The sequence below is a fragment of the Pseudomonas sp. UBA4194 genome (assembly GCF_002379585.1).
In the GTDB taxonomy this organism is placed as follows: domain Bacteria; phylum Pseudomonadota; class Gammaproteobacteria; order Pseudomonadales; family Pseudomonadaceae; genus Aquipseudomonas.
Genome location: NZ_DFUE01000056.1, coordinates 62159 through 74730, shown reverse-complemented (window position 1 = coordinate 74730; position 12572 = coordinate 62159). Strand labels below are relative to the sequence as shown.

Sequence of the window (12572 nt, the reverse complement as noted above, 5' to 3'; positions counted from 1 at the left end):
CCAAGGGAGGATCAGCCCCTTTCCCGCACCCAGAACAGCGTCGCCCCCGCCACTGCCGCCGGCATCATCAGCAGGTTGACCCCCGGAATCAGCAGTGCCACGTAGACGATGCCGCCGAAACCCAGGCTCTGCCAGCGCTTCTGGCGCAGCCAGGCAAGCATGTCCTGCCAGCTCATCTTGTGGTTGTCGGCGGGGTAGTCGATGTATTGGATGGCCATCATCCAGATACCGAACAGTAGCCAAAGCGGCGCGGCGATGATGTTCAGCACCGGGATGAACGACAGGATGAACAATGCCAGGGCGCGCGGGGCGAAGTAGGCGAGTTTTCGCCCTTCCCGGGCCAGGGTGCGCGGGATCATTTCGATCAGCTCGCTCCAGCGAAACGGCGGGAAGTCGTCCTTGCCGCGAGCCACCACCTCGACCTTCTCGGACAGGAAGCCGTTGAACGGCGCGGCGATGATATTGGCCAGCATGGTGAAGGTGAAGAACACCATGAACGCGACCAGCACCACGAAGATCGGCCAGATGATGTAGGTCAGAAAACTCAGCCAGCTGGGCAGGGTGGGCATCAGGTGGTCGACCCAGAGGCTGAACTGATGGCCGGCGAAGTAGATCAGACCCACGAACAGGATCAGGTTGATCGTCAGCGGCAGCAATACGAACAGGCGCAGGCCGGGCGAGAGGACCATTTTCAGGCCTTCGCGCAGGTATTGCGGGCCGGACAGGGCGGGCAGGGGCATCGACAACGGCTCCAGATGGGTGGATGGCGCCGACATTACCGGCTTTGGGCGATGGGCGAAACCGTGGCAATGCCTGGTAACAACGTGGCGCCGATCGCCAGAGGGCATGACCTGCGCATAGAGCTCGCCTATGGTGTGGATTGCCAAAGGGTATTTCCCTAATCCAGCTCAGCTCGTTAAGCTTGCCGACATCAAATTTCAAACCCTTCCCTATCTTCGCTTTCAAGGAGTTCACCATGAGCATTCTGGTCAACAAGCAAGCACCCGATTTCGATTCCGCCGCTGTACTGGGCGATGGCACCATCGTTGAAAGCTTCAAGCTGTCGTCGCTGCGCGGCAAGTACGTCGTACTGTTTTTCTGGCCACTGGATTTCACCTTCGTGTGCCCATCGGAAATCATCGCACACAACAATCGCATCGCCCGCTTCCGTGAGCTGGGTGTGGAAGTGGTGGGTGTGTCCATCGACTCCGAGTTCACCCACTACGCCTGGCGCAGCACGCCGGTCGAGAAGGGCGGCATTGGTGCGATCGAATTCCCGATGGTCGCTGACGTCAAACACGAAATCACCCGTGCCTACGGTATCGAACATGAAGCAGGCGTGGCACTGCGTGCCTCGTTCCTGATCGACCAGAAAGGTGTCGTGCAGCATCAGGTGGTTAACAACCTTCCGCTGGGCCGTGAAGTCGACGAGATGATTCGTTTGGTCGAAGCGCTGCAGTTCACCGAGGAGCACGGCGAGGTGTGCCCAGCAGGCTGGCGTCCGGGCCAGAAAGGCATGAAGGCCGACGCCAAGGGCGTGGCCGACTACCTGGCGGAAAACGCCAGCAGCTTGTAATGCCGTTTTCGGGCTGGCGACATGAACCTTCCCCAAGGTGTCTGTCAGTCCTTTTTATTCCAGCCGCGTCGTCGGCATCGCGACCAGGCCGCTCTGTGCGCCGGTCGATAGGAGTTAGCCATGTCTGAAGTCCGTCACTCCCGCGTCATCATCCTGGGCTCGGGCCCTGCGGGTTACAGCGCTGCGGTCTATGCGGCGCGGGCCAACCTCAAGCCGCTGCTGATCACTGGCATGCAGGCCGGTGGCCAGCTGACCACCACTACCGAAGTCGACAACTGGCCGGGCGATCCCCATGGCCTGACCGGCCCGGCTCTGATGGAGCGGATGCGCGAGCACGCCGAGCGTTTCGAGACCGAGGTGGTGTTCGACCACATCAATGCCGTCGACCTGGCGGCCAAGCCGTTCACCCTGACCGGCGACAGCGCGACCTACACCTGTGACGCGCTGATCATCGCCACTGGCGCCAGTGCTCGCTACCTGGGCCTGCCGTCCGAAGAGGCGTTCATGGGCAAAGGCGTTTCGGCCTGTGCCACCTGTGACGGCTTCTTCTACCGCAACCGTGAAGTGGCGGTGGTCGGCGGTGGCAACACGGCAGTGGAAGAGGCGCTGTACCTGGCCAACATCGCCAGCAAGGTGACTCTGGTGCACCGTCGCGATACCTTCCGCGCCGAGAAGATCCTGATCGACAAGCTGCACGCCCGGGTCGCTGAGGGCAAGATCGAGCTCAAGCTCAATGCCACGCTGGAAGAAGTTGTCGGCGACAACATGGGTGTGACCGGGGCGCGCCTGCGCAACAACGACGGGATCGCCGACGAGCTGAAGGTGGATGGTGTGTTCATCGCCATCGGCCACACGCCGAACACCTCGCTGTTCGAAGGTCAGTTGGCGTTGAAGGATGGCTACATGGTGGTACAGGGTGGGCGTGAAGGCAATGCGACCGCTACCAGCGTCGACGGCGTGTTTGCTGCCGGTGACGTGGCTGACCATGTGTATCGCCAGGCGATCACCTCGGCCGGTGCAGGCTGCATGGCAGCGCTGGATGTCGAGCGGTACCTGGATGGGCTGGCCAACGCTTCGTTCTGACCCGGGACCGCGGCGCGGCCATCGCGGGTAGAACCCGCTCCCACAGGGGATTGGGGTTCTGATTCGGGACCGCGGCGCGGCTATCGCGGGTAGAACCCGCTCCCACAGGGGATTGGGGTTCTGATCCGGGACCGCGGCGCGGCTATCGCGGGTAGAACCCGCTCCCACAGGGGATTGGGGTTCTGATCCGGGAGGGCGGTGCGGCTATCGCGGGTGGAATCTGCTCCCACAGGGGGGTGGGGTTCTGATTCGGGATGGCGGTGCGGCCATCGCGGGTAGAACCCGCTCCCACAGGGGGGTGGGGTTCTGATTTGGGACGGCGGCGCGGCCAATGGGGGTAGAACCTGCTTCCACAGGGGGGTTGGTGTTTCCTGAGAGTAACGGCATTTCCTGTGGGAGCGGGTTCTCCCCGCGATGGGGCCCGCGAGCCGGGCACAAAAAACCGACCTGCCCAGGTCGGTTTTTTTGTGCCTGTGGATCAGCCCTTGCGGACCAGAGGCTGACCTTCGAACTTCACGCCGGCCAGGCCGTGCTCGATCAGGTTGCGGATATTGCCGTGGTCGGTGCCTTCGGGGGTGGCCAGGACCGAGCGGTAGTGCTCACCGAAGGCCAACAGTACGTCTTGGTCACTCAGCCCTTCGAGCAGGCCCAGGCCGATGGTCTTGCACGAGCCTTCGTTCTGCCCGGCGGTGCTGTGCAACGTCCCGTTGACGAATGCCTGAGGCTGGTAGTCATAGTGCTCGGCGATGTACGCCAAGGTGTCGGCGAAGGCGTGCTCACCGCTGTGCAGGCTGGCGCGCAGGGTGTTCAGGTCACTCATGGGGTTTTCCTTGGGCAAAGGCCGCCTGCTGTTCGGCACTGGCTTCTTTCTGGTAAGTGGCTTTCCATTCGGCATAGGGCATGCCGTACACCACTTCGCGGGCGTCATCGAGGCTGATGTCGACCTGGCGGTCGTCGGCGGCGGCCTTGTACCACTTGGACAGACAGTTGCGGCAGAAGCCGGCCAGGTTCATCAGGTCGATGTTCTGCACGTCCTTGCGTTCGTCCAGGTGCTGAACGAGTCGGCGGAAAGCGGCAGCTTCGAGCTCCAGGCGTTGTTGGTCGTTCATGGGGTTCTCCGGGAGTGAGAGGGGGGCGATTGGGCGCGCCTCTTGATGGCCGTCGCAGTCAGCGGCGGCTCGCCAACGTGATCGATACGGATTCGGCAAAGCGCAGCGCGTGGGGTTTGTCGACTTCGACTTCGGCGTAGCGCACAGCCGGGTTGTGCATGACCAGGTCGAGGATCTCCTGGGTCAGCCTTTCGAGCAGGGCGAAACGATTGCCCTCCACGTGCTGGATCACCGCCTTGGTGATGGTCCGGTAGTTCAGGGCGTGCTCGATGTCGTTGTCGCGTACCGCTTCCTGGGCCGGGTAAAGCACGGTCAGGTTGATGAGCACGTCCTGCTTGTTGACGATTTCGTCTTCGTTGATACCGATGAAGGTGCGCAACCGCAGGTCTTTGACCCGGATGCGTGCCATTCCTGGCTCCAGTTGTGCCATTGCTGTGTGCTCCGCAGTTGATCGGTATACGGGGGCCCAGGCATTGCAAGGCGCCCGGCAAGTGAGCCTATTTTACGTGCCTGCCGCCGTTCACGGTCAAGGTGGTACCGGTCACGTAGGGATTTTCCAGCAGGTAGCGCAGGCTCTGGTAGATCACCTCGGCCCCGGGTTCGATACCCAGGGCCGATTTGGCCAGCGACTTGTAGCGGTAGTCGGCATCGTCGTCGGGGTTGAACAGGATCAGCGCCGGGGCGATGCCGTTGACCTTGATGGCGGGGGCAAAGCGGGCCGCGAACGACAGCGTCAGGCTGTCCAGCCCCGCCTTGCTGGCACAGTAGGCCATGTGCTTGGCGCTGCCTTTACGGGTGACATCGTCACTGATGTGAACGATGTCGGCGGGGCTGGAAGCGCGCAGCATGTCGGCGCAGTGCAGGTTGATCAGATACGGCGCAAGCATATGCACGTTGACCATCTGCACGAAGGCGGCGGCCTCGTCGCTGGCGCTGTCGGCAATCCAGGCCGAGGCGTTGTGGACGATGGCGCGCAGCTGCGAGGTATGCCCCTTGAGCTCGTCGATGAAGGCCATGATCCCGGCTTCACTGGCAAAGTCGGCATGAATGGTGACCGCGCCCATTTCCCGCAGGTGGGCAACGGTTTCCCGTTCCTGGCGATAGCTGATGATGACGGGCTGACCTTCACCCAGCAGGCGTTCGGCGCAGTGCAGGCCGATGCGCTGGCTGGCGCCGGTAATGAGAATCGGGTGGGGCATGTGACGGGCTCGTAGTGGGCGGTGTGCAGGGGTGATTTATATCACAGCTGCACAGCCGATCGGCGCCGCTCGGCTCGTGAGTGACGCAGTCCCTGTACGCGAGGCCTGCGTCAGCGCCCTCAGGCCGCCTTCGCCTTGGGCAGCGCCACTCGGGCAGGCGTTGCATGCAGCCAGTTGCGCAGCAGGCGCGTCGACAACGGGATAAACACGAACACCATGATCGGGGTCAGCACCAGGGTACTGAGCATGATCCGTGGCACCAGGCTGATCTCGTTCAACACATGACCAAACAGGAAGTTGAAGATCAACGACACGGGAAAGAACGCCAGCCAGATAGCCACAGCCTGTTTCCAGCGCGGCGGACGCTGCAGGCCGCTGTCGCCAAACCAGCCTTCGGTGCCGCTGACGCGGTGCACATGGGGTTGGGCGAACAGGTTGCTGCCACGGCTGAGCCACGAACGGCGCGAGGCCGAGTGCTCCCAGGCATGCAAAGTGGTTTCGTCAGCGAAGCGGAAGATGATCTGGAATTCATCGTCGTCGGGAGGCGGGGCCAAAACGCCGGAGCCCAGGTAACCGGGAAAATCGGTGGCCAGTTGCTCGCCCTCATGCAGCCAGGCGATCAGATCCTGGTATTTGCCATCGGCCACGCGACGCGCAACCATCAGGGTGACGGGGGTGGTAGACATTGTGTATCTCCGTACTGTCGAGCGTCCCGGGTAGGGCCTCAATAAAAGTGCAGCGCCGGGGTGGTGGGCTGCACTTGGAATCAAGCAAGTATTATTCCTCAATTCACTTGGACACACACCTACCGTCGGTTGGTTCGATCAATAAACCTCAAACCGATTAGAGGGTTTACACTAGAGGCCAATGTCACCACCTGCGGCCCCAGTAGCGATGACCGACTTCCCCCTCCTTGCGCCCCCCATGGCTGATCTGGCTCACGAAGAGCTGTATCCCATCCGCGAAGTCGCGCGAATCACCGGTATCAACCCGGTGACGCTGCGGGCCTGGGAGCGTCGTTATGGGCTCGTCCAGCCCACACGCACCGAAAGCGGGCACCGGCTCTACTCGCTGGCCGACATCGACGAAGTGCGCAGCATTCTGGGCTGGATCGAGCGCGGTGTGGCCGTGAGCAAGGTCGGCAAGATTCTGGCGCGTGCCCAGCTGTCGCGGACCGCACCCGGCGAGCCTCGCCTGGATCAGAACGAATGGCAGCAGTGGCAGGAGCAGGTCAAGCGCTGCGTGCGCGACTTCGACGAAGCGCGACTGGAACAGGTCTACGGTCAGGTATTTTCCAGCTATCCGGTGGCTGTGGCGTTTCAGGATGTGCTGATGCCGGTGTGGCAGGAGTTGCTGATCGATCAGGAGCGCTTCGGTCAGGCCAGCGAATGGCTGTTTCTGGATACGTTTCTGCGAGCACGCACGCTGCAGCGTCTGCAGTTGGCGCGCAATCATGGGCAGGACAGTCAAGTGCTGCTGGCGGCGTTGCCGGGGCAGTGCCGCGAGCTGGAACTGCTGGTGGCCGGGCTGTTGCTCAGCAGCCCGCAGGTATGGGTGCAGGTGTTGGGGCTGGGCCAGTCACTGGAAGAACTCAGCCTGGTGTGCGACAAGGTCGGCCCGGATGCCATGGTGGTGTTTTCCAACAAACCCCCTTCGGTATCCTTGCCGCGGCAGATCAGCAAGCTGGGTCAGTCGCTCGACTGCCCGTTGCTGCTCTGTGGAGAGCTGTCGGAAATGGCCCAGGACAGCTTCGTGGGCACCGACATTGCCTGCCTGGGCAATGACGGACGCCTGATGCAACGCCGGCTCGAACAGTATCTGGTGGGCCACCTCGACAGCTGACGGGCGCGAACGGGCTCAGGCGGCGGGGGGTTGCAGCAGCTCATGTTGCTGCAAGATGTACTGGCGAAGGCACTCGATGTCCTTGCTGTTGCTCTGGCTCAGCCGATAGGCGAACAGCCCCTCTTCGGTCTTGCGGATCATCGAGCCGCGCAGCGCCATGGGCGCATAGCCTTGCGGACTGAACCAGAGCTCGAACTGTCGGGGCGCTTCGGCGCCATTGCGGGCCTCCAGTAGCGCACCCTTGAAGGAAATATCTCGCACCCAGTAGTTGCTGATGCGTCCCTCGGCGTCTTCCAGCACGACGGGTTCGGCCAACGTCAGGCGCCATGGCCGCAGTTGCGGACCGTCCTCGTAGATGCTCGGCGCACCCAGTTGCAGGTGCACGGCGTGGAACTCATCTTCCACCAGGTGCAACGGGAAACTGATCTGCTGGTTCTCCAGATGGCCTTCGATGGTGACCTGTTCGTGAGCAGCCAGGCGCATCAGCAACTCCCTGACCTGCGGGCCACCCTTGAGCGACAGGTTGACGATACCGTCACCCGTGTTCAGTTTCGGGTTGTGCTGCATGGCCCGGAGGAATTCCAGTTCCTCCTCGGTCAGGAGGGCGTCGGGTTGCATGGGGCAGACTCGTCTACATCAAGGAATAGAGTGACAGTATAGGGCCGACATCGACTTAACGCTTCAGCGGCTGCCCGGTAGGCGCTGCAATTGGTCGAAGCGCTGCTGCAGATGTGCCACCTGCTGTTCCAGTTCGACAATGCGCTGCTGGGCAGCCACTTCGCTGCTGACGTCTTTCTGCACGCCGACGTAGTAGGTCAGCTGATCGCTTTCGTTGTGCACGGGGGTAATGGACAGCTCGTTCCAGAAGCTGCTGCCATCCTTGCGGTAGTTGCGCACGATCTCGCGGCACGGCAAGCCTTGATCGATCGCCGCGCGGATACGGGCACGTGCAGGCTGGTCGCGTTCGTCCTTTTGCAGAAAGCGACAATCCTGATACAGGGTTTCCACCGCCGAATAGCCCGTCATGCGCTCGAAAGCAGGATTGACGTAGATGAGGATGTTGTCTTCGCCTTCCTGTTCCGCCACCACGATGCCGTCGTGGGAGGCGTCAATCACCAGTTGCAGCAGTTTCGCGTTGATCATGTTCGAATTCCGAGCCCGGGAAGGCGTAGTCTAATCCATGCAGGCCGCGAGCAGCCGAGTAGGGCCCAAAGGGCGCGGCATTCCAAAGCCTGGGTTGGCTGTTACTATCGGTGTCTTGATACTGCCCAGGACACTACGTTATGAAAGTCGCCATTCTCTCAGGTTCAGTCTATGGCACCGCCGAGGAAGTCGCCCGGCACGCTCAGCAGCAGCTCAAGGCCCAGGGCCACGAGGCGTGGTACAACCCACGGGCCCAGTTGGACGACATTCAGGCCTTCGCCCCCGAGGCTTTTCTGGCCGTCACCTCGACCACCGGCATGGGCGAGTTGCCGGATAATCTGATGCCGCTCTATTCGCAGGTCCGCGATGTGCTGCCCGGTGCCTGGCGCGGCTTGCCGGGCGCAGTCATCGCCCTGGGTGACTCCAGCTACGGCGACACCTACTGCGGCGGGGGCGAACAGATGCGTGAGCTGTTTACCGAACTGGGTGTACGCGAAGTGCAGCCGATGCTGCGCCTGGACGCCAGCGAAACCGTCACCCCAGAGACCGATGCCGAACCCTGGCTCCAGGCGTTTGGCGAACTGCTGGTCGGCTGACTCGCAAGGCCATCAAGCTGGCTGGCAAGGAGACTCGCGTGTTTGCAGCCCGTGACTAGACTGCGCTCAGAGCACAGGCCTGACTGCACACCGGGCCGCACAATCGTGCCGAGATGAAATGCATTGCCGGACTGCCCTTCCGACCGCGACTTCCCAAAGGAATGTACCGCTGATGGCCATCGCCGAAATTCCTCTGCGTGTCTGGCGCACGCGAGGGCAGAGCTTTGTTTTTCAGAATCACACATTGCGCTACTGGACGTCGGGACAGGGCGAGCCCTTGCTGCTTATTCATGGCTTTCCCAGTGCCAGCTGGGATTGGCACTACCTGTGGCGGCCGTTGGCGCAGCGATTCCGGCTGATTGCCTGCGACATGCTCGGCTTCGGCGACTCCGCCAAGCCCTTGAATCACGCCTACAGCCTGACTGAGCAAGCCGATATCCAGCAAGCCTTGCTCGACCATCTGGGGGTGCGCGAGCCGGTGCATGTCATGGGTCATGGCTATGGGGTGAGCGTCTGTCAGGAGTTGCTGGCGCGCCACGCCGAGGGCAGGGCTCGCGTTGCCAGCTGCGTCTTCCTCAATGGCGGCGTGTTCCCTGAAGCCCATAAACCCTTGCTGATGCATCGGCTACTGCTTAGCCCACTGGGCAGTTGGGTGGCGCGGGCGTTCAATCGCGACACATTGTTCAGAAGCGTATTGCGTCTTTACGGCCCCCATACCGGCCCCAGCGAAAGCGAAGTGGACGACCATTGGAGCCTGATCAAGGCGGGGCAGGGCAACCGGGTGCTGCATCGACTCATCGACTACATTCCGGAGCGGCGCGTTCAACGTGCTCGCTGGCTCAAGGCCATGCAGCAGTCCGGGGTGCCGATGCGACTGATCAACGGCAGTGCGGACCCCATCTCCGGCGCCTCCATGCTCGCACGCTATCGACAGATGATCGCCTGGCCAGACACTGTGGCGTTGGACATGATCGGCCACTATCCCCATACCGAGGCGCCGGACCTGGTGCTGCGCCACTACCTGAGCTTCCGCCAGGTGCTGCGCTGCTGCGCGACATTGGCCGGCCCTGCTCGAATCGGGGCCATAAAAAAGGCCGCTGCAGAGCAGCGGCCAAACAAGACGTTCGATAAGGAGCTTCAAATCAACGTCGATGAACACAAGGCGGAGGCCGTGCCCTTCAAGCCTTGATCTGCCAGTCGGGTACGGCGCCGTTGGCGGTATTCTAGGCGCCGGCAAGTGCTTGAAATACCAGGGTTCCTGACAATCACCGTTACGCATCTGGTAACAGTGTCGGCGTCCGGTTCACACGTACCGGCGCCGACACACCCGGGAACATCCATTGCCTTGCACCAACTTGACGCCACCCCCCGCGCGACTTAGTTTCTGAGCTCTGGCTTAAGACAAAAACAACAAGCACAGGAGTCTCGATGAACACCGACTTGCAGTATCTCTGCGGCTTTGGCAATCAGTTTTCCAGCGAAGCCCTGCCTGGCGCGCTGCCGATCGGCCGCAATGCACCTCAGCGGGCTCCTTTCGGGCTTTACGCCGAACAGTTCTCCGGTACCGCGTTCACCATGCCCCGGGCCGAAGCTCGGCGCAGCTGGCTGTACCGCATCCACCCTTCGGCCCAGCATCCGGCGTTCGAACGCCTGTCACGGCAGCTCACCGGCATGCGCCGAGCCTCACCCACGCCCAACCGACTGCGCTGGAATCCCCCAGTCGATCCCGGCGAGCCCACCGATTTCCTCGACGGCTGGCTTGGCATGGCGGCCACGGGTGCCGCCGATACCCCCGGTGGGATCAGCATCTACCACTACGTGGCCAACTGCTCCATGCAGCGGGTGTTTTTCAACGCCGACGGTGAGCTGTTGGTAGTGCCCCAGGCGGGGCGCCTGCGCATCGAAACCGAGCTGGGCGCCTTGCTGCTTGAGCCCGAAGAAATCGCCGTACTGCCCAGGGGCCTGAAATTCCGTGTGAAGTTGCTCGACGCCCAGGCGCGAGGCTATATCGCCGAGAATCACGGCGCGCCCTTGCGCCTGCCGGACCTGGGGCCGATCGGCAGCAACGGGCTGGCCAATCCGCGCGACTTCCTGACGCCCGTGGCCGCTTACGAACAGGTAGAAGCGCCCACTCCGCTGGTGCAGAAATTTCTCGGTGAGCTGTGGGGCTGTGAATTGGCCCATTCGCCGTTGGACGTGGTGGCCTGGCATGGCAACAACGTGCCCTACAAATACGATCTACGACGTTTCAATACCATGGGCACCGTCAGCTACGACCACCCGGACCCCTCGATCTTCACCGTGCTGACCTCGCCCAGCAGCGTGCACGGCTTGGCCAACCTCGACTTTGTGATCTTCCCGCCACGCTGGATGGTGGCCGAAGATACCTTCCGACCGCCGTGGTTTCACCGCAACATGATGAACGAATACATGGGGCTGATCTGTGGGGCCTACGATGCCAAGGCCGAGGGCTTCGTGCCGGGTGGCGCCTCGCTGCACAGTTGCATGAGCGCCCACGGGCCCGATGGACCGACCTGCACGCGCGCTATCGCTGCCGAGCTGGTGCCCACGCGCCTCGACCAGACCATGGCTTTCATGTTCGAAACCAGCCAGGTGTTGCGCCCCAGCGAGTTTGCGCTCAACAGCGCGCAGCTGCAGAGCGACTATGACGCGTGCTGGGCATCGATACCCGTGACCTTCAACGCGCAGGGATCTTGAAATATGCACGCTTCAGCACCGTTATCCAGCTGGGTGGCGTCGGCCAACGGTCATCGGGATTTTCCATTGCAGAATTTGCCCCTGGGCATTTTCAGCCGGCAGGGCGAGGGCAGAAGGGTTGCCGTGGCAATCGGCAACCAGCTGCTCGACCTGCAGGCGCTGGTGGCCCGCGGGCTGCTGGAAGGGCCGGCGCGGGCGGCGGTCCAGGCCACGCTCGGTGGTGAACTCAACGGCTTGTTCGAGCTGGGGCGTGGACCTCGGGTCGCTTTGCGCGAGCGTCTGCTCGAGTTGCTCGTGGAGGGCGCAGCGCAGCAATCGATGGTGAGTGAATGCCTGTTGGACAGTGCAGAGTGCACCTTGCACCTGCCCGCGCGCGTCAACGACTACACCGACTTCTACGTTGGCATCGAACACGCCACTCGCGTAGGCAGACTGTTCCGCCCGGACAGCCCTTTGCTGGCCAACTACAAACATGTGCCCATCGGCTATCACGGGCGTGCATCGACCTTGCGCCCCTCGGGCACTGCCGTACAGCGTCCCCAGGGCCAGACCCTGCCTGCGGGGCACGTCGAGCCGGTATTCGGACCTTGCCAGCGGCTGGATTTCGAGCTGGAGCTGGGTGTCTGGATCGGCCAGGGCAACCCCTTGGGTCAGCCTGTGCCAATTGCCGAGGCGGGTGAGCATGTCGCGGGCCTGTGCCTGCTCAACGACTGGTCCGCGCGGGATATCCAGGCGTGGGAATATCAGCCCCTGGGACCCTTTCTGTCCAAGAGCTTCATCACCACGCTTTCGCCGTGGGTGGTGACCATGGAGGCCCTGGCGCCGTTTCGTTGCGCGCAGCCGGAACGTCCGGCGGGTGATCCGCCACCCATGGCGTATTTGTGGAACCCAGGAGACCAGGCCCTTGGCGCCCTGAACATCGAGTTGGAGGTGCTGATTCTGACCCAGGCCATGGTGGCGCAGGGGTTGCCGGCACATCGCCTGGCGTGCAGCAACAGTTTGAGTATGTACTGGACGATTGCCCAAATGGTCGCCCATCACAGCGTCAACGGTTGTCAGTTGCAGGCAGGCGATCTGTTCGGCACGGGCACCCTGTCCGGTGCAGGGCCAGACCAACTGGGCAGCCTGCTGGAAATGACCGAAGGTGGGAGGCATCCCCTGCGTTTGCCTTCTGGTGAGTCACGGACCTTTCTGGAGGACGGCGACGAAATCATCCTGCGCGCATCCTGTCATCGCGACGGTCATGTATCCATTGGCTTCGGCGAGTGTCGCGGACAGGTGGTGGCCGCGCGCAGCGTTTGATGTT

The 12572-nt window shown here is 62.4% G+C and carries 14 protein-coding genes and 1 pseudogene; 7 read left to right on the top strand and 8 right to left on the bottom strand.

The annotated features are described in order from the left end of the window. Positions 1 to 11: 11 nt before the first annotated feature. On the bottom strand, positions 12 to 740 hold the full coding sequence (cysZ, locus tag B3397_RS14275; RefSeq protein ID WP_296251159.1) for a sulfate transporter CysZ: 729 nt from the start codon (positions 738 to 740) through the stop codon (positions 12 to 14). Positions 741 to 976: 236 nt separating this feature from the next. On the opposite strand from cysZ, the gene B3397_RS14270 reads away from it, so the two are divergent. Next, entirely contained in the window at positions 977 to 1576 is a 600-nt protein-coding gene (locus B3397_RS14270) for a peroxiredoxin (protein WP_296251157.1), read from the top strand. A gap of 120 nt (positions 1577 to 1696) precedes the next feature. Continuing rightward, the gene (gene trxB, locus B3397_RS14265) at positions 1697 to 2659 is read left to right on the top strand and encodes a thioredoxin-disulfide reductase (protein ID WP_296251155.1); all 963 of its coding nucleotides are present in this window, start codon (positions 1697 to 1699) and stop codon (positions 2657 to 2659) included. A gap of 478 nt (positions 2660 to 3137) precedes the next feature. On the opposite strand, the gene B3397_RS14260 is transcribed toward trxB, so the two are convergent. From B3397_RS14260 to B3397_RS14240, 5 genes are all read right to left on the bottom strand, one after another. Continuing rightward, positions 3138 to 3479 (bottom strand): HopJ type III effector protein, encoded by a 342-nt coding sequence (locus B3397_RS14260; protein ID WP_296251153.1) that lies wholly within the window; start codon positions 3477 to 3479, stop codon positions 3138 to 3140. Continuing rightward, the gene (locus B3397_RS14255) at positions 3472 to 3768 is read right to left on the bottom strand and encodes a DUF1244 domain-containing protein (RefSeq protein WP_296251152.1); all 297 of its coding nucleotides are present in this window, start codon (positions 3766 to 3768) and stop codon (positions 3472 to 3474) included. The genes B3397_RS14260 and B3397_RS14255 overlap by 8 nt, the downstream gene beginning before the upstream one ends. Positions 3769 to 3826: 58 nt before the next feature. Further along, positions 3827 to 4198: a dihydroneopterin triphosphate 2'-epimerase gene (gene folX / locus B3397_RS14250; protein WP_296251150.1), complete on the bottom strand. Its 372-nt coding sequence runs from the start codon at positions 4196 to 4198 to the stop codon at positions 3827 to 3829. Between the two features lie 67 nt (positions 4199 to 4265). Then, the gene (gene folM / locus B3397_RS14245) at positions 4266 to 4967 is read right to left on the bottom strand and encodes a dihydromonapterin reductase (RefSeq protein ID WP_296251147.1); all 702 of its coding nucleotides are present in this window, start codon (positions 4965 to 4967) and stop codon (positions 4266 to 4268) included. A gap of 119 nt (positions 4968 to 5086) precedes the next feature. Next, positions 5087 to 5653, bottom strand: a complete 567-nt coding sequence (locus B3397_RS14240; RefSeq protein WP_296251145.1) for an antibiotic biosynthesis monooxygenase — start codon at positions 5651 to 5653, stop codon at positions 5087 to 5089. Positions 5654 to 5891: 238 nt separating this feature from the next. Here B3397_RS14240 and B3397_RS14235 point away from each other — a divergent pair, with 238 nt between their 5' ends. After that, positions 5892 to 6809, top strand: coding sequence for a MerR family transcriptional regulator (locus B3397_RS14235; RefSeq protein ID WP_296251144.1), 918 nt, complete (start codon positions 5892 to 5894; stop codon positions 6807 to 6809). A 15-nt stretch (positions 6810 to 6824) separates the two neighbouring features. Here B3397_RS14235 and B3397_RS14230 read toward each other — a convergent pair whose 3' ends face one another. Beyond that, complete coding sequence (locus B3397_RS14230; protein WP_296251143.1) at positions 6825 to 7427, bottom strand: PilZ domain-containing protein; 603 nt, start codon at positions 7425 to 7427, stop codon at positions 6825 to 6827. A 63-nt stretch (positions 7428 to 7490) separates the two neighbouring features. After that, the gene (locus B3397_RS14225; RefSeq protein ID WP_296251142.1) at positions 7491 to 7952 is read right to left on the bottom strand and encodes a PAS domain-containing protein; all 462 of its coding nucleotides are present in this window, start codon (positions 7950 to 7952) and stop codon (positions 7491 to 7493) included. A gap of 140 nt (positions 7953 to 8092) precedes the next feature. Here B3397_RS14225 and B3397_RS14220 point away from each other — a divergent pair, with 140 nt between their 5' ends. The 4 genes and pseudogenes from B3397_RS14220 to fahA all read left to right on the top strand — a co-directional run bounded on the left by B3397_RS14220 (position 8093) and on the right by fahA (position 12568). Beyond that, positions 8093 to 8548: a flavodoxin gene (locus B3397_RS14220; RefSeq protein ID WP_296251141.1), complete on the top strand. Its 456-nt coding sequence runs from the start codon at positions 8093 to 8095 to the stop codon at positions 8546 to 8548. A gap of 172 nt (positions 8549 to 8720) precedes the next feature. After that, positions 8721 to 9584: pseudogene (locus B3397_RS14215) on the top strand (alpha/beta fold hydrolase); the annotation flags it as partial. Between the two features lie 392 nt (positions 9585 to 9976). Beyond that, positions 9977 to 11266 carry a homogentisate 1,2-dioxygenase gene (gene hmgA / locus B3397_RS14210; protein WP_296251137.1) on the top strand — a complete coding sequence of 430 codons (1290 nt, stop codon included), beginning with the start codon at positions 9977 to 9979 and terminating at the stop codon, positions 11264 to 11266. A gap of 3 nt (positions 11267 to 11269) precedes the next feature. Further along, positions 11270 to 12568: a fumarylacetoacetase gene (gene fahA / locus B3397_RS14205; RefSeq protein WP_296251136.1), complete on the top strand. Its 1299-nt coding sequence runs from the start codon at positions 11270 to 11272 to the stop codon at positions 12566 to 12568. Positions 12569 to 12572 lie beyond the last annotated feature (4 nt).

Coding starts and splice junctions, on each gene's coding strand:
- cysZ (WP_296251159.1), bottom strand. CDS start 740: ATGCCCCTGCCCGCCCTGTCCGGCCCGCAATACCTGCGCGAAGGCCTG.
- B3397_RS14270 (WP_296251157.1), top strand. CDS start 977: ATGAGCATTCTGGTCAACAAGCAAGCACCCGATTTCGATTCCGCCGCT.
- trxB (WP_296251155.1), top strand. CDS start 1,697: ATGTCTGAAGTCCGTCACTCCCGCGTCATCATCCTGGGCTCGGGCCCT.
- B3397_RS14260 (WP_296251153.1), bottom strand. CDS start 3,479: ATGAGTGACCTGAACACCCTGCGCGCCAGCCTGCACAGCGGTGAGCAC.
- B3397_RS14255 (WP_296251152.1), bottom strand. CDS start 3,768: ATGAACGACCAACAACGCCTGGAGCTCGAAGCTGCCGCTTTCCGCCGA.
- folX (WP_296251150.1), bottom strand. CDS start 4,198: ATGGCACAACTGGAGCCAGGAATGGCACGCATCCGGGTCAAAGACCTG.
- folM (WP_296251147.1), bottom strand. CDS start 4,967: ATGCCCCACCCGATTCTCATTACCGGCGCCAGCCAGCGCATCGGCCTG.
- B3397_RS14240 (WP_296251145.1), bottom strand. CDS start 5,653: ATGTCTACCACCCCCGTCACCCTGATGGTTGCGCGTCGCGTGGCCGAT.
- B3397_RS14235 (WP_296251144.1), top strand. CDS start 5,892: ATGGCTGATCTGGCTCACGAAGAGCTGTATCCCATCCGCGAAGTCGCG.
- B3397_RS14230 (WP_296251143.1), bottom strand. CDS start 7,427: ATGCAACCCGACGCCCTCCTGACCGAGGAGGAACTGGAATTCCTCCGG.
- B3397_RS14225 (WP_296251142.1), bottom strand. CDS start 7,952: ATGATCAACGCGAAACTGCTGCAACTGGTGATTGACGCCTCCCACGAC.
- B3397_RS14220 (WP_296251141.1), top strand. CDS start 8,093: ATGAAAGTCGCCATTCTCTCAGGTTCAGTCTATGGCACCGCCGAGGAA.
- hmgA (WP_296251137.1), top strand. CDS start 9,977: ATGAACACCGACTTGCAGTATCTCTGCGGCTTTGGCAATCAGTTTTCC.
- fahA (WP_296251136.1), top strand. CDS start 11,270: ATGCACGCTTCAGCACCGTTATCCAGCTGGGTGGCGTCGGCCAACGGT.